Here is a 22361-nt window from a genome sequence, read left to right as displayed (position 1 = left end):
TGTTCCTTGAGGATTTGAGTTGCAATCGCAAACCTTAGTTAAGTATTCAATTATATCAATCGCATTCTTACTTGGACTCTATCTATTTATTGACCAAGTCTTTATCCGCGGACGTTTAATTGAAACTTATCAAGGTGAAGTTATTTCGGTTTGGGACAACACGGGCATTTCAGGCCGAAATAAGCCCAACATGTATCAAGCATCAGTAAGGCTGAATAATGGGAATGTTGTAAACATTGTTTGTCAACGCTCGTGTATAGTTGGACAAAAATTAAAAGTCGAAAAGTTTATGCCGTTGATAGGATGGACTGAAAATTATTACAGCGGCACATAAAAAATCAAGTCACTCACTGCGTTCGCTGGGACACAAACACGCGGGGCGGCTTCGCCATTGTGCCCCACATGTCTGCGCCCCTTATTTAAAAGTTATATTCCAGTGATAGCGAAGTCTATTGAATCTATCAGCAGTGCTCTGGATTGCTCCAACGAACCAATGCGATCGTGGAGCACGTCTTCGGGTATAGAACTAAGTTGTTGTGCTAGAAATAAATATGTTGTGTCCTCGAATTCTATTTCCGGCGTCAGCTTCTTCATGTAAAAACTGTTTTTAGTATTACTAGTTGTTAACGGTACAACCAGCCTTGTTGCCAATTGGTCGATTACAGAATTTTGAACATCAACAAGAAAAGGGTAAGCTTTGCTAGTTTTCTTGCTTGGGTTTCTGTAAACATCAAATTGCGCCATTAGAAGTTCCTGTACTCATCACCTATACAACCGTTCTCAGCAACAAACTCGTTGTATGCAGCTATAGCAGCTTTGTTTTCTTTTTTCCATTTCTCTGCTTCAATACTTTTTAGCTTGTCTCTGAGTGCTTGCTCTAAGGTCGCAGAAAGGTTAACTTTTAAACTTCGAGCTTTTTGCAATAAGTCGCTATTTAAGCTTAGATTTGTCGCTTTCTTGGGGGCATGGACGTCATATAAATCTTGCATTTTATCACTCCAACTAATTTCACCATCAAGTATACGCATACAAATGCGTATTGCAAAGCATGGTTGGAATATAACAAACGCATTAACACTCGCTGCGCTTATGTGGACTCCCCATAGTCAACAACTATTTTTACCGTTACAAGATGTAATGCGTGCTTATGTACGAGCTCGTAATGGGAAGCTATCCCGGCTCTATGATATTTACGCGAACTTGATGCCACATCTCGCTGGCGGGCTTTTATGCCCTGAGCGCAGCACTGGCTTACCAAGCTGATTTTTATCTTGTATGGCGCATTTAGTTGTTAACTTAAAACTAAACTAAGCAGATAATAGCTCTGCTTTGTAATCAGTTCCGTTGCGTAGCAACGAAAATGCTGTTCTAACTGTTTTGTTGGCCAGCGCTACAGCTGCACAACGTTTACCTCTCCGCTCTACTAGCCCTTTAATCCATTCATCTTTCTTCGCTCGCGAATCACGTTTAACCGCCTGGTTTACTGCTGACATCGCACCTGCGACCAAGTTAGCGCGCAATGACGAGTTCCGTATATTTTTACCTATAGACCCCAAACGCACTTTACCACCTGAAGAATGTTGTATTGGCGTTAAACCGATACACGCAGCAGCGTCTCGGGCTTTTTTGAAAACGCCTAACTCACAACAACCTAGCGCTATGTACAGGTTAACCGCATTTGTCGGGCCAACACCTTCTATCTTCATGAGATTTTTGCAAGCTTCTGATGCTCTGCTGGCTCTAGCTACACTCTTTTCGTAGTGTTTTACGAGCTCTATACTCTTGAGATATTGATGCCATGCCGTGTGTAATGCCTCTCTGAATATCGCGCTAAATCCATTTTCTGCATCTTCCAATATCGACTGTATTGCACTGTTCAACCCCGCATCTGCTGGTGACAACTTTATGTTGAACTCTAAAAGTAACGAACAGAATTGATTCCCGTAAGCAACTTTATGCTTTACTGATAGTTGATGCATACGGACAAGTGATTGAAGCTCCTGCTGCTCCTTAGACTTCCCGCTAATAAAATTCACGTTACTAAGTTGTGATGCCTGTAAAACCGCTTCAGCATCGTTCTTATCAGTCTTTTGGTTTTGACGAATATTCGATACAAGCTTAGCTGATATTAAACGGGCATCATGCCCGTATTCACGCGCACATTGATACCAATAATTTGACGTCGCACACGCTTCAAAAACAACTGTCATTGGTTTTTGAGTGGCTAGCCAATTAGAAAAAGCAGTGGGCGTCATCGGCATATTACGAACTATCTTATTCGATTTGGCGACACAAACCTGGATCTCTTTTTTTGCTAAATCTACACCAGTGGGCATATTATACACAGATGGACTCCTATCTAATCTTTGTGTGTGACAACGTAAATGTTAGACCAACCTATTAGGTTGGGGAGTCCAATTATCTCGCTAGGGACAAAAACGTAGGCTCCCTGCGCTTCGCTTGGTATTTTAGCCTACATACCTTTGCCCGTTATGCGGGTGTTAGGCATCATTTACTTACAGCATTAAAATGTGGGTTTAGACGTGACATTCAGACATCAAGGCTGTTTCGCTAGGTTGTCTTTGCGGCTTCCTTTTTCGGTAGTTTCATCGGCTTTAGCAACGCCCTTTTCATCAACATCGCAACGCCAATATTCAACATCACCAGCTTTCTAAACTCGCTCTTTTATCCAGCATTACCGTTAACATCTGGCTTTTCGCACAGGGTTGTTTTATCTTAAATTCAATAATTTAAACGCGCGGCCTAATTGGCTAGTGGTGGCAGCAAAGCTGAGTACTTTCCTTTGTACGCCTAACAAAACGCTGTTGGCACTCCCTCCGGTCGCTGGGACGCTAACACGGGGGCCGCTTCGCGATTATGCCCTCCGCGTCTGCGCCCCTTATTTAAAAGTTATACGTCATGAAAGTTAATCAAAAACTCGATAAGCCACTGCTATTAACAGGCATATTGTTTGTTTTAATTGGCCTGTTGTACAAGGCTAGAGATTCACTTCCTGTTGAGATTTCAGAGTTGTTTTTCTGGCTACCTCAAAGAGAGGACATGTATTACAAGGTCGTTGAGGCTGAACCAGAATTCAAGTTTGGTTTATTGTTCTTTTTAATTGGGATTTTCATCCTTGTATTTAGGCGATTAGTTATCAAGGATGTAAGTAGTGACGTATAACAAACCACTAAAGCTCATTCGCAGCGCGCACTGGAACAATTACTCGTTGGCGGCTGCGCCATTTTCGCCAACAAGTAATTGCCCCTTAGTGGGTTAGCTGCTTCAGTGAAATCGAAATGTTTTTTGTCTAATAAACAATTATACATGTAGCACTCGATATTTTAGGAGACCTGCTATGAAAATAGAGAACCTCTCAACTATAGAAAAAGTTGAACTCGCCCAGAGGATTTGGGACTCAGTAGCTGCAGAACAAGATTCTATTGAATTATCAAAAGAGCAAACTCAGCTTCTTAACGATAGAATAAAGTCCTTCGAAGCTGACCAAGACTTTGGTTCAAGTTGGAGCGACGTTAAGAGCAGAATCACTGGCTAATGAAATTTATTTTATCTATCAGGCCGGAAGCAGAAGAAGATATCAAAGACGCATATTCTTATTATCAACAATGCCAGACTGGGCTAGGAAATGATATTTGGTCTGTCCGAGTAAGCGGTAACTGGAGAGTTACGTATCGCTTTGTTGGACGGGACGTTGAAATCGTTAATTACGAGGATTATCACTAATGAATATGCATAACCCAGCGCATCCCGGTGAGATACTCAGAGATCTCGTTATTGATGCGTTAGAACTAACTATTACTGATGTAGCGCAACATTTAGATGTTAGTCGCAAAACATTGTCGAAAGTTCTTAATGGTAAAGGAGCTATTACCCCAGAAATGGCACTTCGCCTTGAGTTGATATTCGGTAAGCCATCTGCCGCCCACTGGCTACGCATGCAAAACGCTTTTGATTTATGGCAAACAAGGCAATACCAAAGCTCTTTACATGTATCCCCATACAATATGGCTACGGTATAAGACGCGTGTAACAAAACGCTCAAGTCGCAACCCGCGGTGCGGGTTACTGGGACGAAAACACAATGCGGCTTCGCTATTCTCGCATTGTGCTTTTGCCCCTTAGCTTAGTGTTATACATTCTCAAGGAATAGGTTATTTTAATTAAAGCGATAAAGAGCCGACTTAACCTGAAACCGTACTTTTATGAAAAGTCGGCGAAAGTTGGTACTACCGGATGTATTTTGGGAGGAGTCATAGCTTATTTATTGTTTATGAAAGCTCTACCAATGTTCGGTGTAGACCTTGATATTCCATTAAAGGAATATAGCGATCAAATAGTGTACACGGTTTTTGCTTTTGGCTTTCTGTTACTATTTTGCTGTATATATTTACTTTGTTCACTTTGCGCAGCAGTTTACTTTTATCCCATGGTCAAGAACGCCAAGCTAGGGACAGATGATTATTTTGATATTGTTTTCAAAAGTCAGTACCCGACTCATTGGCAGCGAATGTATAACAAAAAAGTCAAGTTCGCCAGCTGCGCGGGTTGGGACACAAACATGCGGGGCGGCTTCGCCATTATGCCCCGCACGTCCGCGCCCCTTATTTAAAAGTTAGGTGCTCATGGGTCAAGCTGCATACTTACTCACTAATAAACCAATCTTAATTTTGGGAACCTCTGCATTAATACTTGCTCTTCTGGCTATTTTATTTCAATTCACATTAGTGACAGGAGTCGAGAAAGGAACACTAGAAGGTAAGGTCTACTCAATATCTCAGCGCCCAATTGGCGGTGGCAATCGAAGTGTCCATAGAATAGATTTAGCAAAGGTAAAACTTCCGGACGGAAATTTTATTATTGTAAGGTGCGAAAGATATTGTAAGTTAGATCAAGAAATTAAAATTACAGTTTATAAGCCTTTGTTTAGCAGCGAACTTAGGTATGTTTATGAACGCAACTAACAAAAAGTCAAGTTCGCCCGCTGCGCGGGTTGGGACACAAACATGCAGGGCGGCTTCGTCATTATGCCCCGCACGTCCGCGCCCCTTATTTAAAAGTTAGGCCTATAGAGGTAAAACATGATTTCAGAGGCAGATTGGAAACACTTCAAACAAGTTAAGGCAGATGCATTAGATAAATGCTGCCAGCAAGTTTTGGACGATGTGCGTAAAGGAATCGATAATCCCGAACTTTCAAATCATGCAAAATATCTTTATTTGTATAAATTGATGGAAAACAGCGACAAACGTATCGCCAACATCTTCAATTACAATGCAAGGTCCAAAGCTATGCTGCAGCTCGCATTAATGAAATCAGACGGCCTTCTAGAAGCTAAACAAATAAAAGGTTTCTCAGATGAGTTACAAAGTTTCATTAATAGCCATGACTAATTTATCAGCACGGCCTAACAACTCAATAAACTCACTCACTTCGTTTGCTTGGACGCATACACGCGGGGCGGCTTCGCTATTATGCCGCTTCGTCACTGCCCGTTAGCATAGTGTTATCTTCCAATTGGCATATGTGCTCTTCTGCGATAATCTTAATGGATGCCGACAGTATTAAGATTAGGGCATTATCGTTTTTTCTTTTATAGTAATGAAAACGGTGAACCCGCACACATTCATACTCAGCGAGAGAAGATGCTTGCTAAATTCTGGTTAAAGCTCGTTGCTTTAGATAGCTCTACTCGTTTTCCACCGAAAGAGTTAAGAAAACTCGAGCAATTGGTGGTCGAAAATAAAGGAACATTTTTGGCGGTTTGGAATGGCTATTTTGACAGTTGAACATCACCCTCTTGCTCACTCAGTTAGTTTTGACTCAGATTCACTTATTATCAGTCTAATTGATGGCCGCACTCTTTCCGTTCTTTTAGCGTGGTTCCCATCGCTTTCATCTGCGACTGCAGATCAACTTAAAGATTGGGAGATAATGGGTGATGGCGAAGGTATTCATTGGCCTCAATTGGACGAGGACTTAAGTGTTAATGGTCTTCTTTTGGGCAATCAAGGAAAGAAGATAGCCAATCAATAGACACACTCACTGCGTTCGCTGGGACGCATCCATGGAGAAACATGCATGATTAATAGAGCTGCAATAATGCTCAAATACAAAAAACCTGCTATTGACTGGATTAACTCTGCGGATCCTGTTCCAAATTCGCCCAAAGTCACTTTGGAGGAAGTAAATGAAGAAAGAACGGTTTTCCTGATCCATGACGAGGATGCTGACACTCCAGATATCGTTAATCAGTGGGTAAAACTCAATTACAAAGCACTCTTCGAAAATGAGCTATTTAATTGGTATGTAGACGAGAGTCTTTGGCCTAAAAAACGTACACTAAATATGTTTAAACAGTGGTTCGAAGTGGAATGCCATACCGTAATCATTGATTTAGTTGGGCAACCAATAGTTAGCACCAATGCATAACAAAGCGCTAAACTCGTTCACTTCGTTCACTGGGACAGTAACGCAGCAGCGCTTCGCTATTATGCCGCTTCGTCACTGCCCGATAGCATAGTGTTATACACCCAAAAGGACTTAAATAATGAAACGTATCTTTTTAGCAATTTTCATCTCTTTGACATTCGTGCATTTCAGCTCATATGGTGAAGCATTGTTTTCGGTATCATCTAAAGACAGGGGAATTACTGCTTTTGACTTTGTTGTGACTGAAGTGGAAAGAAAGGGATCTGTATCAGTGTTAAGTATTCCAAACTTTCAACAACGCTCCGCTGGTGCTTCTCGCTGGATGATGTGCGTTTACACCGAGCTCGCATTGGAAAGAGGTGCTGAGTATTGGTCTTCAATTTATACGGATAATAGTGGTGACAAAGTTACTATCGTATTACCCGAAACAGATTCGCTGGACGACCCAGCTTTTGCAAATGTGGACAAGCTAGGAACCCAACCAATGGTTTCAGCAGTAGGCATGTTTAAAAGGTTTTGTGGTTTAAACTAGCAGGATGTATAACAAACCAATCAACAACGCTCGTTCTGCTCTCTGGGACAAGTACTCACCGGCACCTTCGGCATTTTCGCCGGTAAGCACTTGCCCTTTTTTTGAGGCGTTGTATGCCAAAGAAGGGTTTTAGGTGAGAGTTTCTGTTCTAACATTAACGTTTCTTACTCTGCTAAGTTGCGCGGTACAACAGGAGCCTGTTGTAGAGAAAATATCAGAAAACTCTTATCGTATTACTGCGCAAGGCCCAATATCGGAAGGGAAAGTTGCAGTCAAAAATAAGATACATCTTGCAGCTAGAAAAGCGTGCCGTTCTAGATATTACGAATTTAATAGGTCTAAATTTGGAGAAAACATTAGTCTTAAAGGCATTTCAAATTCTTCATCCTCAGAAGGCTGGCACGGTAATCAATCTTCAATATTAGAAGCTGTTGCTACTATCAGCTGTTATGAGGGCTAAGTTAACAAATGGCATATAACAAGGCGCTTAACACGTGTAGCACTGCATGCCACACTGGGGCACAAATGCAGCGCGGCTTCGCCATTATCGCGCTGCACATGCGCCCCTTAGCTAGGTGTTACGTGCCAATCAGCATCGAGAACTAATGATGACAGGTAGAATAGTTATTGTCGGTTATAAGCCAAAGGAAGGAAAACAAGCTGAGCTTGAAGCTCTTGTAAAATCACACATTCCTACTCTCAGAGCAGAGGGCTTAATCAGTAATCGAGACGCTATTTCTATGCGTTCAGAAGATGGAACCATTATCGAAGTATTTGAATGGGCATCTAAAGAAGCTATTGAAAAAGCCCACTCTAACGTCAAAGTACAGGAAATGTGGATTTCTTTTTCAGAGGTTTGTGACTATGTACCGGTTTCTCAAGTTAAAGAAGTCTCGTCAGTCTTTTCGGAGTTTACACCATTAAGTTAATGCACGAATGTTAGCTTAAAGTTAGCAGTCACGTTGTCATGAACAACATTCTGTACATGTACCTATTTTCAGGCCAAGCTTGTCTTATATAATGTACGAGTGAGGTGAAAAATGAGAATTGAATCGACCAGTTGACAGTGCCTTCATAACGTATGTTGTTGCGAAGTAATAAGGCTTTGAGTTGATACTTTGCTTCTTTTAAATCCTTCATTGCCGCTTCACGAGCACGGGGTTAGTCGCGAACGGCTTCGTCCTCAGGTTCGGGAACATATATGGGCGTGAGATCTTCAGAATTAAGTGACCTAACGAGTTTAAGCGCATCTCGGCGGTCGGTTTTAATTCGCTCTCCTGGCTTTTTGGGAATAAGAGACGGAGCCACGACATAGCAACAATGCCCAAGACTGGTAGACGATATATCCAGTAGCCACATGGCCCTGCTTCGTAAACAACGTGAAGTGTTGCACTAGGATATTTAGATTCAAACTGGAGGAGCAGCTTTTTGACACTAACCTTAGATGAGGGAATACGCCCATAATGAACCGGCGTCGCTCCACGCTGTTCTTCACAATAAGCAACCTCATGAAACTCTTTATGCGTATCCAACCCGATAAAAATCATGCTATGTTTGTTCATACTAGCCTCTCAATTGATTTAGTATTGAACAAACTAATTATGGCTCTGGTGAGCAGTTTTGCTGTTAGCTAACCCACGAAAATGCGGAGGCTAGCATTTCTCAGGGAGTCATTGTGTCTAGGCATTTAAGGAGAATCAGTTGAAACTTGCAGAAGCATTGAATATTAGAGCGGACCTGCAAAGGCGCTCACATCAACTTAAAGAACGAATTTTACGTAACGCAAAGATTCAAGTGGATGAGAAACCAGCAGAAGATCCGAATGAACTGCTCAATGAATTAGAGCAAGTGAATACCGAACTGGTTCAGCTCATTAAAGCAATTAATAAAACTAATTGCAGTATTCGTTTCGACGAGCATCAAATGCTATCTGATATATTATCCGAAAGAGATTATCTTTCTAAACAGATAGAGCTATATCGGGAACTTGCCAAACAAGCTACCGTTACTCAAGATAGGTATAAGAAACTAGAGATTAAATTCAAACCTTCCGTCGACGTTAGAGCAATACAACAGGAAGCCGATAAGCTTTCAAAGCAATTTCGAGAGTTGGATATGAAAATTCAGTCAATTAACTGGACTGAGGATTTGATTTAAAAAGAACGGTAGGCCTGTTTGCGGGCGAATATTTTCCGACAACTGGGTAAAGTTGTAACTAGGTTAGACGTAGGGGCAAGTCTAGAAGGTTCGATTCCTTCTCAAACCTTTATCCCCTGTACAAGTCACACTAGAATTTTGTACGTTTCATTGTTACTACCTTAAATATTGACGCAAACTAAGCTGAGGGTGGGTTCGGGGTTCTTATAAGCAAATGCCTAACAAGCTCATAAACACTCGCTTCGCGCGTATAGGACGTTAATACGTAGGGTGGCTTCGCTATTACTCTCCGCGTGCCTACGACCGTTACTGAAAAGTTAAGCACTCAAAAGGAAAACTATGAAAACGTTGGCTTATTGTACTTCTTCTTTCGCTTTGGGGGCGCTTATTGCTGGATTCCTAGGGTATATTTTATTCATTCATAGCATTCAATCATCCAATGTTTCTGAGATGCGTACATTCTCTCAGTCCGTTAGCCTTTTGACTCAAGGCAATGAGAAGAATTTGAAGGCCTACCACTGTGCAAATTTAGAAACGAGTTTAAGTATATTTGAAGACCTCCAAGGTCTATTTTTATCAAGTAAAAAACTCTTCGGAACAGAAGAGCAAACGAATAAATTTATATTAGAAGTTAAAGAGCAATTGAGTAACGAGGGTGTTTGTAAACATGCCTTACAAAACGCTTAAGTCTTTCGCCAAAAGCGGGCTCACTGAAACACAATCGCAGCGCGCCTTCGGCTATTTTGCGCGCTACTTTTTGCCCCTTAGCTTAAGGTTAGAAGCCAAGGGGGATCATGGCTCGCCGAACTGAGTTCAAGGGTATTGTAAGAAACTTTACTCATATGCTTAATGGTCGTAATAACGATCATCTTGGTTACTGGGCAATAGGACAACTATGTTTACTTGCCAAACGTAGGAATATCTCTTCTATCACAATCAATTTGTTAGCAGTAGAAAACAGCTGCAATGAAGAATGCCTTAAACCATTTTCTGTAAGCATGCGCAAATTGCTTAATAAGATGCTAAATTCTCATAAAATTCCTGCAGCATGGCTTACGTCAGCCAATATTACTTTTAGTTTTAATGAGCAATATCAAAAGCAGTATCACTATTGGCGTTCTGCAATGGGCTCACCTTACCTAATAACGCTGGAATTAACTTCAGACTTAGGCAAGGTGTATAAACAAACATTTGGTGGTAATGTAATGCCACACAATCCTCGCAGTGAACAACGGCGTTTGGGCTTCTAGCAAAGCATTAAGTCACCCACTCGTTCGCTGGGACGCCGACACGTGAGCTGCTTCGCATTTTAGCCAAGTTGAGTTTAAAAAAAGGAAACATAATAAATGGATTTTAACTCTCATTTCTTTTCATCAATGTCTATGTGGGCAATCTTGCCACTTATTGCAACTATAATTGTGCACCTCGCGTTTAGTGCCGCTATATTTAATGACTCCAGCAGATTAAACGAAGAAAATCGACAACTAGCGTTTGTGGGTCCAGTAATTTGGTCACTCGCTGTATTGGTAGGTGGCGTTTTTGTAGCCGCCGTCTATTGGCTAATTCATCACTCAGCATTGAGTAAGCCTTGAGTTTCATATCATATAACAAGCGTTTTAAGGCGTGTGCTGGTACACAAATTCATGGGCCGCTTCGCACTAATATTCGATGCGGTTGCGCCACTTAAACGGGAATTAGATAACAAGGAATGGGAACAGAAATACTAGTATTGTTGTTGCTGAACGCAGTTTTCATGGGCTACTTTGTAGTGTCGGGTCTACTCAGTGAATATTTTATTCAAGCATATCTGGTAGGTGGCTTTTTGCTTATTCGATTTCAAATTTTGGCGTTAATTGCGGCAACACTAGTAGGCTCTAAAGTCAGAAAGTTGATTGGCTCGAATTCAGATAATATATGCAATATTACTTAACAAGAAAATTTATGATTGGAGAAGTATTGGAGTTGAGGATAAAGCATGAGTTATACGTTCAAATGGGAGTAGCTTGTCAATATAGTGCACAGAGGTATGCCCTTTGAGTAAAGTTGTAAGAATCAAAGAATATTTAATTTTAACTGTCGATACTATTGATTATTATGCTGGTATTTAGTCCACAGAATTTAGCAGAACGGACTCACTGAGACAGCTACATAGCTCGCCGCCCTAGGCAATTTACACGCAATGCAACTGCTCTTTTGCTTAACGTTAGGTGACAAGGGAAATTTATCAATGGAACCAGATTATTCAGGATATACAATCGCAGAGCTAGAAGATGCTCTAGCCAATATAGATAGAGAAGCCTTTCCAGATCGAGTTGAGCGGATAAAAGACGAGTTGAATTCGCGACACCCATTAGGGAGAAATAATCCAGAGACACTCGATGATAATTTTGAATCAAACGAACAGTTCTTTAGGTGTCCAAACTGTGAAGAAAAAATAGGTTTCTTTTCTAAAACTGCCAATAAGTGGGGAAAAAGAAAAGTTTGCCCACACTGCAACTCACCCTTTGAAACAATGTTTAAGCTGAAAGTATTCGCTATTGCATTCATACCAGCGCTCATTATTAATTTATTTGTCTTACGCCCGCTTGTAGTTTCTTTGGGCTTTAATGGAGCTTTTAGCACCGGCATTTTATGTGGCATTATTACAGTTCTTACTATGCGTTACAGGAAAATACGAAGCCCTAATACCGCCTAAAAACCAGACCAACTCACTCACTGCGTTTTCAGGGATAGACATATTTAAGGAAGACTATGAGAGTTTTATTTTTATCAGTTGCGTTTATTTCTTTGTTGGGTTGCGCCAGTACCAAAGAAGAATTTGTTTTCAATGGAAGCAGCGAAACGTCGATCCAAAACGATATTAGCTACATGCTACAAAAGCTACCCAATAGTAAAAGAGTCGACTTTGCCGCAGCGTTGGTTGCTATACAATTTTCTGACGTTACTAGTGCTGTTGACTTGCTTGATGACCCCACTATGGAGTCAATCAATTACTATATTTTAAGCAAAAAGATGGATGGTCTTACCTACAAACAAGTAATGGAGTTGGCAGCCAATTCACCGACTAAAGTTTCAGTGAAAGTATCACCTCATTAAATGTTACAACGCGCTGAATTTATGTGCCAAATAGCAGGTACACTGAAACGCAAGCATGGCTTTACTTCGTCGCTATCTTAGCAATTCACTATTAGCCTGATAGCGAGCTATTCGGCTTTTTAAAAGGAACTTTGATATGGAAATTAATCTACAAAATAAGCCTTTGGCAAACAGGTCTCTATTTTTTGCTGCCGGCGTTTTATTTGTCTGTTTGTCGATAGTGATTATGGGCTATGGCGCTGCAGTTGCCGTCCCAGAAAAAATGCTATTACCCTTAATGCAACTTTCACCAACGTTGGCACTGTCATTAACAAGCTTCATCACCATTGGTCTGCCGCTCACACTTTCGTTTTATCTGCTCGCGGTAATTTTTAGGCGGCTTTTTAATATGGTCAATTCTTCCTTTCTTATCGCTCCGTTCTTTGTGTTTATGGTATATGGTTTAGCTACTATCGCGCATAATAATGACGATATGTGGTACAACCTTGCGCTTACATTATCAAAGCTATTGCCGGTGTTGTTGTGTGCTATCTTTTTAGCTCGGCAAAATGTATCAAGCAACAAAACGTAACGAGCAAATTAACGTGTTACGCTTTGCGGGCTAGGAGTATGACTCGCCAACGGTTTCGCCGCTTTCGCCGCTTTTGCCAATAAGCCATTGCCCGTTATGGGGTAAAACCAACAACTAAGTAAGAGGGAGCAGATGAGTAAAGAGGTTATAGGGAAATATATTACAATTTTAGGTTTATTGCTTTTTTGGGCACTTCCATTGGGAATGGTAGATGCGCTCTTCCCCATCTACTCTTCATTTCAAGACATAAGCCTTTTTAGTACCAATGAACCTAAAATAACCCCAGAAGAGATGTCAATGTTGAAACCTATTGTGGTAGGTTTTGGTCTTTTTATGCTGGGGTTAGTGTTTTTATTAACTTCCGTTACAGTACTAAAGTACCGCACTAGTTGGCTGTTTTGGACTTTGATATTTTACTCATTCTTATTGCTTTTTATCATTCCGATTGGCACTTTGTTCGCATTTATAGGGTTGATAACGTTAGGTTTGAATAGGAAGAAATTTGGTTCAAAGGGCCGGGTTACATAACAAAACATAGAACGGGCTCTGACAAGAGCCGCCAAAATCGTTTATTGCGGGTTGCGTTTCAATAGTCGCCACCTTTATGTTACTTGTATACTTTTATCAGTAATTTCACAAAACGAAAATCCAGTGTAAATACATACAAATGGAATTTTTATGAAACTAGTACCCTACTCCAATTTAAAGCCGAATAACCTAGGCGCATTATTGTTTATCGCGCGTTGCCTAGCCTACTTGGGATACGTTTTCTTTGGTCTTGCTTTGGCGATTTTTCTTGCTGTTTCGTTGAGCTACTTTTCCCCAAGTGAGCCAATGCTGGTCAGGAGAACCCTTACTTAAAGCGCTCAACCGGTTTTATTTAAATCAGTTATGGTTGGCTTCTATGGTATTGGCGCATCTATCCTCACTCTCATAATATCGAGCCTCTGCGCAGCACTTGTATCTTGGGAATCCACTTTTTCAAGCCCTAAGCATGAACGTATATAGACGCGCTAACTTCCTTTACTTGAGAGCCTACACGCAAAGCAGTTTTTGTCGTTATGCCCTTGGTTTCTGCGTTCGTTATTAGAAGTAATTAGAGCAATAACCGACTGAAGCGATATGAACAAAATCAAAAGAAAAAATTCTGAGAATAACCCTTCTAATAGCGACTATAACTTCTTTGTACTTTGTGCCATGGCTATTAGTAAAGGCATGGATTCTGCCACTGCCAAATACGGTTCAGGAACAGCTAGATGAAGCCATTGACCATGGTTTCGACGGAATGATTGTTTATATAGACCGAACTGGTCAATCCCCGCAGTATGTTGCTTCGGGTTGGCACAATAGAAAAGCTAAAATACCCGCCAAACCTCATGCTCTGTTTAAGATTGCCAGCATCAGCAAGCTATATAATGCAGTGGCCGTTACCAAATTAGTAAGCAGTGGACGACTTCATTTAGATAAGACAATTGCCGAATATTTACCTGAACTTGTAATGAGGGGCTATCATGTAGGTCATCCCTTTGATTTAAAAAAAGATGAACATGGCATATTGGCTTCGGCAGAAGACGTGAGCACGTTCGTAAGAGCACTGAACGATGGTTCACTGTTTCGAGCAGGAGAACAGGAAATCTATTCTTCCATTTATGAATATGAACATTCAGGTTGGGTGCCGGAATATCAGAGCTTTGCAGAATACAATAAAGAACGTGATACCGTCGTAATTGAGTTCTTCAGCACTACCGACTCCGAACTGTACAATTGGAACTTGTCACAAATTATGAATAACAGGATCGTAAAAATTCTAAAAAAGCAGAATAGTTCATGATAGATCTACGCATCGGTGCGACACCGATAGGCGCAGTGGGAAACTCGCTGGTCGCTGAAGAAGCGTGCAAGCAACAGTAACTCACAAGGCCGTCGTTACTGGCTGTCTACTTTGCTATAAGACCCAGCTCTGAAAATTTAATAGTATCAAGTGAATCAAACTGAATAGCGCAGCCGTGCTTAATCATGGTGAGCCAGGCAAAGCGCAGCGCATCGGCTCGCTTTCCTGTCCAAAAATCTTTGGTTTTATTAATATAGGCAACCACTGGCTTAGTGTAACCATCGCGGTAGATACGGCGGATAAAGGTGAAGTCAGGCCCAAATGATTCCAAAACAGCTGAGTTACTCACATCAATTGACGTTAACAGCTCATTGAAGGCATCTTGGTTACGCCCCTGCCGATAGGCCACCCACGCCCTCGCTATTCCAACAAAATGCGCTTCCGTACTAAAATTATCAAATACATTACCGGCTATTTGCTGATCTCTGCTTAGGCGTTCGCCGTGCTGAAACATAAGGTCAATCTTGGCGTTCACGGTTTTTACCGGCTCAAATTGAGCGCTGTAAATAAGGTGTCGGCTCAAATCCCCTATCACCTGATACGGATTGCTTTTCGCTTGGCTGCTTCGCTCGTAGTCTCGCTGAGTACGCTTCATCATTCGCTTGTTTTTGCGTTTAAAATAGTCGAGCCGCTCTTCAACAAACTGCTTGTATTTAGGGTCAGTACAGCCTGTTGCGCTCAATTCTGCCTGCTCTTTTTCAACAAATGCGGGGGCAGGCACACTGAACGCCAATTCGCTAGCACTTATCAATAGGACAACAAAGCAAAATTGCGTAATCGAGTGCAGTGACATTTAACTTACCTTTTTAATGATTATCAGGGCGTGTTGCTCTTTGTCGTACGAGTTTTGGGCTAAATGTACAGCAAAGAGCAACACGCCCTAACTACATACTCAAAATACGTATAGATTGATCTACTTCGCAGCTCGTTCTAGAGGACGGATGTCAATAAAAAGCCCCGCATAGCGAGGCTTTAGAAAGAAATAGCATTCGTGAGGCTTAAAATCTAAATGTACCTAATAGCGTTAATGAGCCTAGTGTGCCTTCATCGGTATCAACACCAGCACCAAAGCGAATTGAAGAATGCGCATTAAACCAATAATTTGTACCCAACTCTATGACGTTTTCAGAACCAAAGCGATCATTGTTCTCGTGTATTGCCATTACGCCTACACTCCAGTTGGCTTTGAAGTAGTAATCCGCATCGACTTCTAATGTAAGCTCATCATCAAAGTGCGTACCTTTAAGCTTGATATCCCAACCAGGTTTAAAGCTTGAAGGATTGAAACCGAAGCTTGTATAGCGAGCGAATACACTGGCACTGAATTCAGAATCACCAAAACGTTGCACATCGCTTCCACCATCAAAAGCCCTGAAGGTTTCATCAAGGTCGTAAAAGTCTACTCCTGCTCCCACTTCCCAATTTTCAGAAACAAACTTTGAAACATCAACGCCAAAACGCTGTAGGGTTGCATCATAGAATCTGTTGTCGTCAGTAGTTCTGCCGTAACGGCCTCTTACCACTAAATCGTCTTGTGAAAACCATTCGCCAGTGACATTAAACTGATCGACGTTATCAATACCGAAATAGTCTACCGATATATTGTTGCTGCGCTGAAGGTATGGGCTTATTGCGTAAGCCTGCTCGCCGATATTTACCGTATCAAAATAATGACGGTAGCTGGCACCAATGAAATTATCATCCGCATCTCTGACATCAGAGAAACCAATGCTGACTTCATGGTTAATTGGCGTAGTTTCGGCAAATACGGTAGGAGTAGCTAGAGCGAGGGCGCAAAGGGCTGCACGTGTAACAAACATAATAAATCCTTTTTATATTGCTAGCACCGTTATCTATTCGATGCTTCTAAAAAACGAGAGCACAATATAATAGAAGTTATCTGAACACAAGATGAATAAATGAGGCAATTATTGCTGACTTCACAATGCGTTAAATAAGCGAGACCACAGCGCATTGACGAGTTTTGCATCGTCTTTTTCAAGCTCGTTATTTGCAAACGCACGCTCTAAGCTCGTCGTCATGTTTTCATCAAGCTGCTTAATGGTTGCGCTTTCTTTCATTTCTAATTGGCGAGACTCTACTGCAAAATGCCCCTGCAGATAACTTGCGATAAACAGCTCATCATCATCTCCATGATTAACAACGTCATCTAGTGCAGCTTCAATTTTTGCGATTTTTTCTACCACGTCGTGTGGTGCAGCAGCAGGTGGTAACACTCTCTTCTCCTTTGTTATTGCTTAATTCGTTTTTACAATTTGTTTTTAAATTCGTTTTAAAGTGCGTTGTACAACACTTTGTCTTTATAGCCGGTGATAATAGTGAATGCTCCAGCAAGTTCCTCGTCTAATTGTGGGTCGCCAGAGTCTAACCGAAGGGGCTTGCCATCTAGCGCTTGAACCTTTTGTTTGGTTGCCACAACTATCATGTTTTCTTTGCCCAACTGGCGAATAAAAGCAGGGCTTAACTGCTGATTGCCTCGCCCCAGTATGTGCCCCTGACCGCCAATAACGGTAAGTACCACCTTGCTCGGTTTGCCGCGAGTTAGCTCTACCAGTTCTGATGCCGTCACATCACTGGCAACAAGCTCTCCGTTTTTGATGACATCGACACCAAGCAATGTGTTGTCCAACCCCAAATATTCCATCACCGAGCCTACGGTTGAGCCAGAGCCCATCACAAATAAGGTGTCTGGTTCGTCCTCCATAATCTCCGATACGTAGGCAGAGATATCATCAAGCACCAAAGCCTCGTCTTCCTTGCCTCCCATTTTTACTGCTTGAACGTAAGTCAGTTCGGCGGGAACTCGCATTTCACCGTAATGCTTGGCTATAACTTTACCACCTCTAAAGGCGTCTTCATCTATATCGCGCACCTCTGCGTCCATGACACTGACTAACTCTCCCGCGATCATTTGGCTCACTACCTGCCCGGCAGCTGCCGGAGAAACGCAATACACGCCAGAATGAATTTTACATCCAGCAGGAACGCCGAGCACAGGAATGGCTTCACCGACAACGCGACATATATTGCGAGCGGTTCCATCGCCACCGGCGAATAACAACAAATCGACACCGGCTTCTACCATGGCCTTGGCTGCATTTTCTGAATCTTCGCCTTCGGTTTGCACTTCAGGGGCGTGATAAATAACCTCACAAGGAATACCCAAAGAAGCACAAACGGTTTCACCCATGTCACCCGATGCGGTAAGTACCGTAAATTGCCCTGAAAGCGCGTCTAGAATACTCAGCGCTTTGGCCATTTTTTCATTGGCTTTTTTCTCAGCCCCCATGGCGAGGGCCTTTTCTCTTATTTGAGCGCCATCACTTCCCTTTAATGCAAGCGCACCGCCTATACCCGCAAAGGGGTTTACAATAATTCCTAGCCGAAAACTTGGCTTACTCATGCGGCGTCATCTCCAATGCGTCTAGTTGATGAAGTGTCATTGTTTTTATTAAGGGAAAACGTGGTGGCGAGAGCCGAAATAAAGCGCTGGGCTCGATGAGGAAAACCAGCTTGCCTGTAGTGCACTAATTGCGCGGCAACGTTTGCGGTAAAACCCTCTCGGTCAGGTTCTGCCCCGTTGAGATTATCGGTGCTGACCTGAAACTGCCTTCCCGCGGCCTCAGTAAACGCCCATTCAATAGCCTGGGGCTTTATTTCTACCTTTTCAAAATCGAGCTGCTGCTGTTTATCTCTACCGTCTGGACAGTACCAATACCCGTAATCTTCTATCAGCCTGCGTTTGTCACCTGCAATGCACCAGTGCGCCACTTCATGCAGTGCGCTAGAAAAAAAGCCGTTAGCAAAAACAATTTGGTGATAGTTGCAATGCTTACTCGCGGGCAGGTAAATGGGTTCATCACTCCCAAGCACTAATCGCGTGTTGAAGTCGACAAAGGTGCTATTGAACAACGCGATAAGCGTTGGCACATCGGTGTCTATTTCGCTTAATTCGTTGTGGTGGACAGGGGTATTCATTTCAACTCACGCTTACTTCTTATGGCTAGGAGGAAATATCTCAAAGCTTTGATGAATTATTGACTATCGAGAATGCGTACTTTGAGCACGCAATTGATTTTGCAGGATTATACCAGTAAAGAAATGACTTCTCACTTGAAAGCGAGACGCGCATGAGTCAATCTACGTTTACAACACTAACCGCCCTCTTTGACGATGGAGTGAGAATTTTGGCGCAAGAGATCATTAAACATATTCATCGAGTTAATGCTCAGCGAGACTTGGCAAACAAACTCGACCTAATGGCGCTTATTCATCAACTTCAAGCCTGGCAATGTCAGCGACTTTTAGTGTCTCACGATGACCTTGCAAAACAGCAGCGCTATCAAAAAGCGATGGCATTTTTCGTAGAAGAGCTTTACGGCCCCAAAGACTTTAGTCAACGAGATGCCGATTTGGTAAGAGTAATCCCGAAACTTGCGAAAGTGCTACCAGAAAAAGCGATGAACGCCATGAATGACGCACTGTCGTTAAATGCGCTGTCTTTCGATTTAGACATGGAAATGGCGCAATATTTAAATAAACATTTTGCCACACAATCGATTAACCGCGATTCTTACGCGCAAGCCTACCGAAGCGTAGGTCGAAAAGATGACCGAGAAAGCCAAATTACCATAATTTCACACCTTGGCGATCAACTAGCCGATGTCATCAAAGTTCGAGGGATTGGTATGCTAATTTCGATGTCTCGGCGGCCTGCCAAAATGGCTGGGCTACTGGCGCTACACGAATTTTTAGACCGAGGATTCAATGCATTTAAGGCAATTGGTGATGTTCAAAGCTTCATTCAGCCGGTGTTAGAACGCGAAACCAGGCTAATGGAAATATTACTGAGTGAAAACACCACACTGCCAGAAGATAACCCGCTGCCAGTGGTTTAAACAGAATAGATAGCAATCATTTGAATGTGAAAGGAAAATAGCGTGACCGAGCATACGTTAAACTGGATGTATGATGCTCCATTTATTCGACATTGGCATATTGATGAAACTCACATTGACCACTACAAGCATGTGAATAACGTGGCCTACCTGTCGCAGTTAGAAAAGCTCGCGTGGGCCCATTCTAATACCCTTGGACTGCAATTTGCCGATTACCAATCGCTTAATAGGGGCATGGTGATTAAGCGACATGAACTCAACTATCATCTTCCTGCCCACCTAGGTGATACCTTAGAGTGCGCAACCTGGATAGTGCAATGCGATAAACGCCTTACTCTTACTCGTCAGTTTCAATTTATTTGCCCGGTGCGTAATAAAACGGTATTTGATGCACTAACCACGTTTGTATGCGTTAGCCTTGACGCTGGAGTGCCCAAGCGAATGCCTGCTCAGTTTATTGATGCCTACCACACTGCCTGTATAAAAACTGGCGACATTGCAAAACCCTAATTCGTTAACCCCGACAAGCGACTTGCGAACTATTAAACATGAAACATAATGATATTTACCTCCACTGCACCATTTTTTATAGGCTGAGTTAAATGAACCGCATGCTGCTGATAACACTGTTGCTGGTACTCACCGCTTCGCTACTGCTTAATGTTTATCTTTGGCAGCGCTTTTCAAATTCTCCGCAGTCGAATCCCCACTCAAATCCCCACTCAAATAAGAACGCGTTAAATCAAAACCTTGCAGCGCAAAACAATGATGCTAGTTCACCTAACGGGTCGCGCTCTGAAGGGGCATATAAACGCAGTGGTAGCAATAGTAGCTTTGATACTAAAAACATAGATGGTGGAAAGGTAGATGACTCATCGAGAAAAGAAATGCGCTCACTGTCAGAGCTCAATGCGTTATTACAAAGTGGTGATATGGCGGCACTGGCTGCGTCCCTCAATAGACAGCTGAAAATATCGCCGCTAAGTGAGCCCTTATTGCTGTTAGAGGCAGAGCTTATAAGACAAACCAAGCCATTACCTACTGCACTACTTAACTATTATGATTTGGCAGATTTGCCCCTATCGAATACAGCGTTAGTTGAAATAAACGAAAAAATTCAAACCTTGTATCAGCAAGCTCAGCAGCAACTTAGCAGTAGTCATCAGTGGGAACTGGTCGCAAAGCTTAACGAACCACTTTTTCAGCGCGTGCCAGATAACAAAACGTTCACCGTTAACTTAGCAACTGCGTACGCCCATCAGTCAAAAGTTACGCTAATGGAAGATGTATTGGCAGCTCTCCCCTTTAACGACCGCGACGCGCAAGCTATTCGAAAGATAGCGTTTGAACAGCAGGTAGCAGCGACAGATTCTGACACCACAGACGAACCCCAGCTTCAAGACTCGTTTTTAGAGGACGATAATGCCGTACGTGTAAAACTAGAACGTATTGGAAATTCATATCACGTTAATGCCCAAGCTCTTAATCAGAGCGCGTCTATGATCCTCGACACGGGCGCAAGCACGACGGCAATTTCATCCAATTTGTATGCCCGTTTAGGGAAAATGCGAAATTTAACTTTTATTGGCATATTTACTATTCAAACGGCTTCTGGAAGTGTTGAAGCCCCCCTTGTACGAATTCCAGAATTTAGGTTTGCTGGGTACACGTTTAACAATGTCTCTGCTATTGTGCTGCCTGAAGAAGCGCTGCCCGACGCAGATGGGCTTTTAGGTATGAATATTCTTGGTGAGTTTGATTTTTCGATATTGCCGCAAGAGGACGTGCTGGTCTTAGATAAGCGTAGTTTTTAGATAAGAGCAGTAATAACTCGGGCTTATAGGATTTCTGTGAGCTTTTGCAGCGGACTTTGTGCTGTTTATCATCTGACCCAGATGTTGTGCTTTAACTTGTCATTCCTTCTCAGCACTTTTTAAGAAAAAGGAGAATTCGTGATGTGTAAATTTTGGTTACTCGTTGTATTCGCACTCTGTTTTTCAGGTTGTGCTACTAACTTTAGCAGCTCGTCGCCTAAGCAAGAGGGATCTGCGCTAGAACTCGATGGAAACTGGCTTATTGAGAATATAAACGGCGCCGGCGTTATCGACAACAGCCATCTAACGGCTATGATTTCGGGGAATACTATTTCTGTTCGTGCAGGCTGTAATAACTTTACTGGGCAGATTTCGCGCACGATTGACAAGATTTCAATACGTAAGTTAGCACTAACAAGAAAGATGTGCTCCCCTGCACTAATGGCACAAGAGCAGCGATTGATTGGTGCACTTGAAAGCGCAAATAAACTAGAAATAAGTAAAGACAAACCATGGGTATGGTTCTTATCAAAAAACCAGGCTACGACCCTAAAGCTGGTTAAAATAAACGATGGCAACATTACCAAGCCAGCTACTGGCACTAACACATTACGCGCTGTTGATTTAAACACAAAAAACAAACAGGACGATAAAAGCTCAGAACACCATGTTTTTCACTGCGCGACTCTAGGGCGTATCGAAATGCGCTTTTTAGGTCCAGAAACCATATTACTGACGCTGCCAGAAGAGTCTGTAATAATGCAAAGAGACAAAAGTGCTTCAGGTGCCCACTACAAAATCGAGAACAAAAGTGAGAGCAATAGTGAAACGTCCTCCTTTTGGAACAAAGGGCATGAAGCCACGTTGTTGCTAAAAAACACAACGTACTCATGCACGCACTAAGCGGCTTTTAAGTGTGCGTCTGACAGGT

General features: G+C 42.3%; 33 protein-coding genes and 1 pseudogene. 25 read left to right on the top strand and 9 right to left on the bottom strand.

Features of this window, described 5'->3' with window-relative positions:
* Positions 1-19 precede the first annotated feature (19 nt).
* Positions 20-334 carry a hypothetical protein gene (locus V7R39_RS16775; RefSeq protein WP_334032073.1) on the top strand — a complete coding sequence of 105 codons (315 nt, stop codon included), beginning with the start codon at positions 20-22 and terminating at the stop codon, positions 332-334.
* A 92-nt stretch (positions 335-426) separates the two neighbouring features.
* Here the strand turns inward: V7R39_RS16775 and V7R39_RS16770 are convergent, their stop codons facing one another.
* From V7R39_RS16770 to V7R39_RS16760, 3 genes are all read right to left on the bottom strand, one after another.
* Positions 427-744, bottom strand: coding sequence for a CcdB family protein (locus V7R39_RS16770; RefSeq protein ID WP_334032072.1), 318 nt, complete (start codon positions 742-744; stop codon positions 427-429).
* The gene (locus V7R39_RS16765) at positions 744-989 is read right to left on the bottom strand and encodes a type II toxin-antitoxin system CcdA family antitoxin (protein WP_071817742.1); all 246 of its coding nucleotides are present in this window, start codon (positions 987-989) and stop codon (positions 744-746) included. The genes V7R39_RS16770 and V7R39_RS16765 overlap by 1 nt, the downstream gene beginning before the upstream one ends.
* A 318-nt stretch (positions 990-1307) precedes the next feature.
* Entirely contained in the window at positions 1308-2336 is a 1029-nt protein-coding gene (locus V7R39_RS16760) for an IS110 family transposase (protein ID WP_334032077.1), read from the bottom strand.
* A gap of 583 nt (positions 2337-2919) precedes the next feature.
* On the opposite strand from V7R39_RS16760, the gene V7R39_RS16755 reads away from it, so the two are divergent.
* The 10 genes from V7R39_RS16755 to V7R39_RS16705 all read left to right on the top strand — a co-directional run bounded on the left by V7R39_RS16755 (position 2920) and on the right by V7R39_RS16705 (position 7911).
* The gene (locus tag V7R39_RS16755; RefSeq protein ID WP_334032069.1) at positions 2920-3183 is read left to right on the top strand and encodes a hypothetical protein; all 264 of its coding nucleotides are present in this window, start codon (positions 2920-2922) and stop codon (positions 3181-3183) included.
* 175 nt (positions 3184-3358) lie between these two features.
* Positions 3359-3556, top strand: a complete 198-nt coding sequence (locus V7R39_RS16750; RefSeq protein ID WP_334032068.1) for an addiction module protein — start codon at positions 3359-3361, stop codon at positions 3554-3556.
* Between the two features lie 187 nt (positions 3557-3743).
* Complete coding sequence (locus V7R39_RS16740; protein ID WP_334032066.1) at positions 3744-4040, top strand: HigA family addiction module antitoxin; 297 nt, start codon at positions 3744-3746, stop codon at positions 4038-4040.
* 603 nt (positions 4041-4643) lie between these two features.
* Positions 4644-4982: a hypothetical protein gene (locus V7R39_RS16735; RefSeq protein ID WP_334032065.1), complete on the top strand. Its 339-nt coding sequence runs from the start codon at positions 4644-4646 to the stop codon at positions 4980-4982.
* A gap of 117 nt (positions 4983-5099) precedes the next feature.
* Positions 5100-5411 carry a hypothetical protein gene (locus V7R39_RS16730; protein ID WP_334032063.1) on the top strand — a complete coding sequence of 104 codons (312 nt, stop codon included), beginning with the start codon at positions 5100-5102 and terminating at the stop codon, positions 5409-5411.
* Positions 5412-5570: 159 nt separating this feature from the next.
* Positions 5571-5807, top strand: a complete 237-nt coding sequence (locus V7R39_RS16725) for a DUF4160 domain-containing protein (protein WP_334032062.1) — start codon at positions 5571-5573, stop codon at positions 5805-5807.
* A complete protein-coding gene (locus V7R39_RS16720) occupies positions 5788-6054 on the top strand; it encodes a DUF2442 domain-containing protein (protein ID WP_334032061.1) in 267 nt (88 codons plus the stop codon). The genes V7R39_RS16725 and V7R39_RS16720 overlap by 20 nt, the downstream gene beginning before the upstream one ends.
* A gap of 45 nt (positions 6055-6099) precedes the next feature.
* Positions 6100-6450: a hypothetical protein gene (locus V7R39_RS16715; protein WP_334032060.1), complete on the top strand. Its 351-nt coding sequence runs from the start codon at positions 6100-6102 to the stop codon at positions 6448-6450.
* 118 nt (positions 6451-6568) lie between these two features.
* A complete protein-coding gene (locus V7R39_RS16710) occupies positions 6569-6982 on the top strand; it encodes a hypothetical protein (protein WP_334032059.1) in 414 nt (137 codons plus the stop codon).
* A 608-nt stretch (positions 6983-7590) separates the two neighbouring features.
* On the top strand, positions 7591-7911 hold the full coding sequence (locus V7R39_RS16705) for a putative quinol monooxygenase (protein ID WP_334032058.1): 321 nt from the start codon (positions 7591-7593) through the stop codon (positions 7909-7911).
* Between the two features lie 118 nt (positions 7912-8029).
* Here the strand turns inward: V7R39_RS16705 and V7R39_RS16700 are convergent.
* Positions 8030-8544, bottom strand: a pseudogene (locus V7R39_RS16700) (IS110 family transposase); the annotation flags it as partial.
* 139 nt (positions 8545-8683) lie between these two features.
* Here V7R39_RS16700 and V7R39_RS16695 point away from each other — a divergent pair.
* The 10 genes from V7R39_RS16695 to V7R39_RS16650 all read left to right on the top strand — a co-directional run bounded on the left by V7R39_RS16695 (position 8684) and on the right by V7R39_RS16650 (position 14637).
* Positions 8684-9139 (top strand): DIP1984 family protein, encoded by a 456-nt coding sequence (locus tag V7R39_RS16695; RefSeq protein ID WP_129738935.1) that lies wholly within the window; start codon positions 8684-8686, stop codon positions 9137-9139.
* Positions 9140-9478: 339 nt separating this feature from the next.
* Positions 9479-9826, top strand: a complete 348-nt coding sequence (locus V7R39_RS16690) for a hypothetical protein (protein WP_334032057.1) — start codon at positions 9479-9481, stop codon at positions 9824-9826.
* Positions 9827-9933: 107 nt separating this feature from the next.
* Positions 9934-10389 carry a hypothetical protein gene (locus tag V7R39_RS16685; protein WP_334032056.1) on the top strand — a complete coding sequence of 152 codons (456 nt, stop codon included), beginning with the start codon at positions 9934-9936 and terminating at the stop codon, positions 10387-10389.
* 96 nt (positions 10390-10485) lie between these two features.
* Entirely contained in the window at positions 10486-10731 is a 246-nt protein-coding gene (locus tag V7R39_RS16680) for a hypothetical protein (protein ID WP_334032055.1), read from the top strand.
* A 116-nt stretch (positions 10732-10847) separates the two neighbouring features.
* Positions 10848-11069, top strand: coding sequence for a hypothetical protein (locus V7R39_RS16675; RefSeq protein ID WP_334032054.1), 222 nt, complete (start codon positions 10848-10850; stop codon positions 11067-11069).
* Between the two features lie 297 nt (positions 11070-11366).
* The gene (locus V7R39_RS16670) at positions 11367-11834 is read left to right on the top strand and encodes a hypothetical protein (protein WP_334032052.1); all 468 of its coding nucleotides are present in this window, start codon (positions 11367-11369) and stop codon (positions 11832-11834) included.
* A 56-nt stretch (positions 11835-11890) separates the two neighbouring features.
* Positions 11891-12235 (top strand): DUF6694 family lipoprotein, encoded by a 345-nt coding sequence (locus tag V7R39_RS16665; protein WP_334032051.1) that lies wholly within the window; start codon positions 11891-11893, stop codon positions 12233-12235.
* A 136-nt stretch (positions 12236-12371) separates the two neighbouring features.
* Complete coding sequence (locus V7R39_RS16660; RefSeq protein ID WP_334032050.1) at positions 12372-12806, top strand: hypothetical protein; 435 nt, start codon at positions 12372-12374, stop codon at positions 12804-12806.
* Between the two features lie 132 nt (positions 12807-12938).
* On the top strand, positions 12939-13334 hold the full coding sequence (locus V7R39_RS16655) for a hypothetical protein (protein WP_334032049.1): 396 nt from the start codon (positions 12939-12941) through the stop codon (positions 13332-13334).
* Between the two features lie 664 nt (positions 13335-13998).
* Positions 13999-14637: a serine hydrolase gene (locus V7R39_RS16650; protein ID WP_438823558.1), complete on the top strand. Its 639-nt coding sequence runs from the start codon at positions 13999-14001 to the stop codon at positions 14635-14637.
* A gap of 106 nt (positions 14638-14743) precedes the next feature.
* Here V7R39_RS16650 and V7R39_RS16645 read toward each other — a convergent pair whose 3' ends face one another.
* The 5 genes from V7R39_RS16645 to V7R39_RS16625 all read right to left on the bottom strand — a co-directional run bounded on the left by V7R39_RS16645 (position 14744) and on the right by V7R39_RS16625 (position 18696).
* On the bottom strand, positions 14744-15490 hold the full coding sequence (locus tag V7R39_RS16645) for a hypothetical protein (RefSeq protein ID WP_334032047.1): 747 nt from the start codon (positions 15488-15490) through the stop codon (positions 14744-14746).
* Between the two features lie 205 nt (positions 15491-15695).
* Entirely contained in the window at positions 15696-16517 is an 822-nt protein-coding gene (locus V7R39_RS16640) for a hypothetical protein (protein ID WP_334032046.1), read from the bottom strand.
* 120 nt (positions 16518-16637) lie between these two features.
* Positions 16638-16934 (bottom strand): YfcL family protein, encoded by a 297-nt coding sequence (locus tag V7R39_RS16635; RefSeq protein WP_163107652.1) that lies wholly within the window; start codon positions 16932-16934, stop codon positions 16638-16640.
* Between the two features lie 56 nt (positions 16935-16990).
* Positions 16991-18121: an ATP-NAD kinase family protein gene (locus tag V7R39_RS16630; RefSeq protein ID WP_334032045.1), complete on the bottom strand. Its 1131-nt coding sequence runs from the start codon at positions 18119-18121 to the stop codon at positions 16991-16993.
* Positions 18118-18696 carry an elongation factor P hydroxylase gene (locus V7R39_RS16625; RefSeq protein WP_334032044.1) on the bottom strand — a complete coding sequence of 193 codons (579 nt, stop codon included), beginning with the start codon at positions 18694-18696 and terminating at the stop codon, positions 18118-18120. The genes V7R39_RS16630 and V7R39_RS16625 overlap by 4 nt, the downstream gene beginning before the upstream one ends.
* A gap of 209 nt (positions 18697-18905) precedes the next feature.
* Here V7R39_RS16625 and V7R39_RS16620 point away from each other — a divergent pair, with 209 nt between their 5' ends.
* The 4 genes from V7R39_RS16620 (at position 18906) to V7R39_RS16605 (ending at position 22333) form a co-directional block, all read left to right on the top strand.
* Positions 18906-19616, top strand: a complete 711-nt coding sequence (locus V7R39_RS16620; RefSeq protein WP_334032076.1) for an FFLEELY motif protein — start codon at positions 18906-18908, stop codon at positions 19614-19616.
* Between the two features lie 42 nt (positions 19617-19658).
* Entirely contained in the window at positions 19659-20126 is a 468-nt protein-coding gene (locus V7R39_RS16615) for an acyl-CoA thioesterase (protein ID WP_334032043.1), read from the top strand.
* A gap of 92 nt (positions 20127-20218) precedes the next feature.
* Positions 20219-21430, top strand: coding sequence for a retropepsin-like aspartic protease family protein (locus V7R39_RS16610; protein ID WP_334032042.1), 1212 nt, complete (start codon positions 20219-20221; stop codon positions 21428-21430).
* 141 nt (positions 21431-21571) lie between these two features.
* Positions 21572-22333, top strand: a complete 762-nt coding sequence (locus V7R39_RS16605; protein ID WP_334032075.1) for an META domain-containing protein — start codon at positions 21572-21574, stop codon at positions 22331-22333.
* Positions 22334-22361: the final 28 nt, after the last annotated feature.

The sequence above is a fragment of the Alteromonas sp. P256 genome, assembly GCF_036864455.1.
In the GTDB taxonomy this organism is placed as follows: Bacteria; Pseudomonadota; Gammaproteobacteria; order Enterobacterales; family Alteromonadaceae; genus Alteromonas.
This window is presented reverse-complemented; position numbering and strand designations above follow the sequence as displayed.

What these genes read in the sequence shown, in the direction of transcription:
- V7R39_RS16770 (WP_334032072.1), bottom strand. Translation starts at nt 744, where the DNA reads ATGGCGCAATTTGATGTTTACAGAAACCCAAGCAAGAAAACTAGCAAA.
- V7R39_RS16765 (WP_071817742.1), bottom strand. Translation starts at nt 989, where the DNA reads ATGCAAGATTTATATGACGTCCATGCCCCCAAGAAAGCGACAAATCTA.
- V7R39_RS16760 (WP_334032077.1), bottom strand. Translation starts at nt 2,336, where the DNA reads ATGCCCACTGGTGTAGATTTAGCAAAAAAAGAGATCCAGGTTTGTGTC.
- V7R39_RS16755 (WP_334032069.1), top strand. Translation starts at nt 2,920, where the DNA reads ATGAAAGTTAATCAAAAACTCGATAAGCCACTGCTATTAACAGGCATA.
- V7R39_RS16750 (WP_334032068.1), top strand. Translation starts at nt 3,359, where the DNA reads ATGAAAATAGAGAACCTCTCAACTATAGAAAAAGTTGAACTCGCCCAG.
- V7R39_RS16740 (WP_334032066.1), top strand. Translation starts at nt 3,744, where the DNA reads ATGAATATGCATAACCCAGCGCATCCCGGTGAGATACTCAGAGATCTC.
- V7R39_RS16735 (WP_334032065.1), top strand. Translation starts at nt 4,644, where the DNA reads ATGGGTCAAGCTGCATACTTACTCACTAATAAACCAATCTTAATTTTG.
- V7R39_RS16730 (WP_334032063.1), top strand. Translation starts at nt 5,100, where the DNA reads ATGATTTCAGAGGCAGATTGGAAACACTTCAAACAAGTTAAGGCAGAT.
- V7R39_RS16725 (WP_334032062.1), top strand. Translation starts at nt 5,571, where the DNA reads ATGCCGACAGTATTAAGATTAGGGCATTATCGTTTTTTCTTTTATAGT.
- V7R39_RS16720 (WP_334032061.1), top strand. Translation starts at nt 5,788, where the DNA reads ATGGCTATTTTGACAGTTGAACATCACCCTCTTGCTCACTCAGTTAGT.
- V7R39_RS16715 (WP_334032060.1), top strand. Translation starts at nt 6,100, where the DNA reads ATGATTAATAGAGCTGCAATAATGCTCAAATACAAAAAACCTGCTATT.
- V7R39_RS16710 (WP_334032059.1), top strand. Translation starts at nt 6,569, where the DNA reads ATGAAACGTATCTTTTTAGCAATTTTCATCTCTTTGACATTCGTGCAT.
- V7R39_RS16705 (WP_334032058.1), top strand. Translation starts at nt 7,591, where the DNA reads ATGACAGGTAGAATAGTTATTGTCGGTTATAAGCCAAAGGAAGGAAAA.
- V7R39_RS16690 (WP_334032057.1), top strand. Translation starts at nt 9,479, where the DNA reads ATGAAAACGTTGGCTTATTGTACTTCTTCTTTCGCTTTGGGGGCGCTT.
- V7R39_RS16685 (WP_334032056.1), top strand. Translation starts at nt 9,934, where the DNA reads ATGGCTCGCCGAACTGAGTTCAAGGGTATTGTAAGAAACTTTACTCAT.
- V7R39_RS16680 (WP_334032055.1), top strand. Translation starts at nt 10,486, where the DNA reads ATGGATTTTAACTCTCATTTCTTTTCATCAATGTCTATGTGGGCAATC.
- V7R39_RS16675 (WP_334032054.1), top strand. Translation starts at nt 10,848, where the DNA reads ATGGGAACAGAAATACTAGTATTGTTGTTGCTGAACGCAGTTTTCATG.
- V7R39_RS16670 (WP_334032052.1), top strand. Translation starts at nt 11,367, where the DNA reads ATGGAACCAGATTATTCAGGATATACAATCGCAGAGCTAGAAGATGCT.
- V7R39_RS16665 (WP_334032051.1), top strand. Translation starts at nt 11,891, where the DNA reads ATGAGAGTTTTATTTTTATCAGTTGCGTTTATTTCTTTGTTGGGTTGC.
- V7R39_RS16660 (WP_334032050.1), top strand. Translation starts at nt 12,372, where the DNA reads ATGGAAATTAATCTACAAAATAAGCCTTTGGCAAACAGGTCTCTATTT.
- V7R39_RS16655 (WP_334032049.1), top strand. Translation starts at nt 12,939, where the DNA reads ATGAGTAAAGAGGTTATAGGGAAATATATTACAATTTTAGGTTTATTG.
- V7R39_RS16645 (WP_334032047.1), bottom strand. Translation starts at nt 15,490, where the DNA reads ATGTCACTGCACTCGATTACGCAATTTTGCTTTGTTGTCCTATTGATA.
- V7R39_RS16640 (WP_334032046.1), bottom strand. Translation starts at nt 16,517, where the DNA reads ATGTTTGTTACACGTGCAGCCCTTTGCGCCCTCGCTCTAGCTACTCCT.
- V7R39_RS16630 (WP_334032045.1), bottom strand. Translation starts at nt 18,121, where the DNA reads ATGAGTAAGCCAAGTTTTCGGCTAGGAATTATTGTAAACCCCTTTGCG.
- V7R39_RS16625 (WP_334032044.1), bottom strand. Translation starts at nt 18,696, where the DNA reads ATGAATACCCCTGTCCACCACAACGAATTAAGCGAAATAGACACCGAT.
- V7R39_RS16610 (WP_334032042.1), top strand. Translation starts at nt 20,219, where the DNA reads ATGAACCGCATGCTGCTGATAACACTGTTGCTGGTACTCACCGCTTCG.
- V7R39_RS16605 (WP_334032075.1), top strand. Translation starts at nt 21,572, where the DNA reads ATGTGTAAATTTTGGTTACTCGTTGTATTCGCACTCTGTTTTTCAGGT.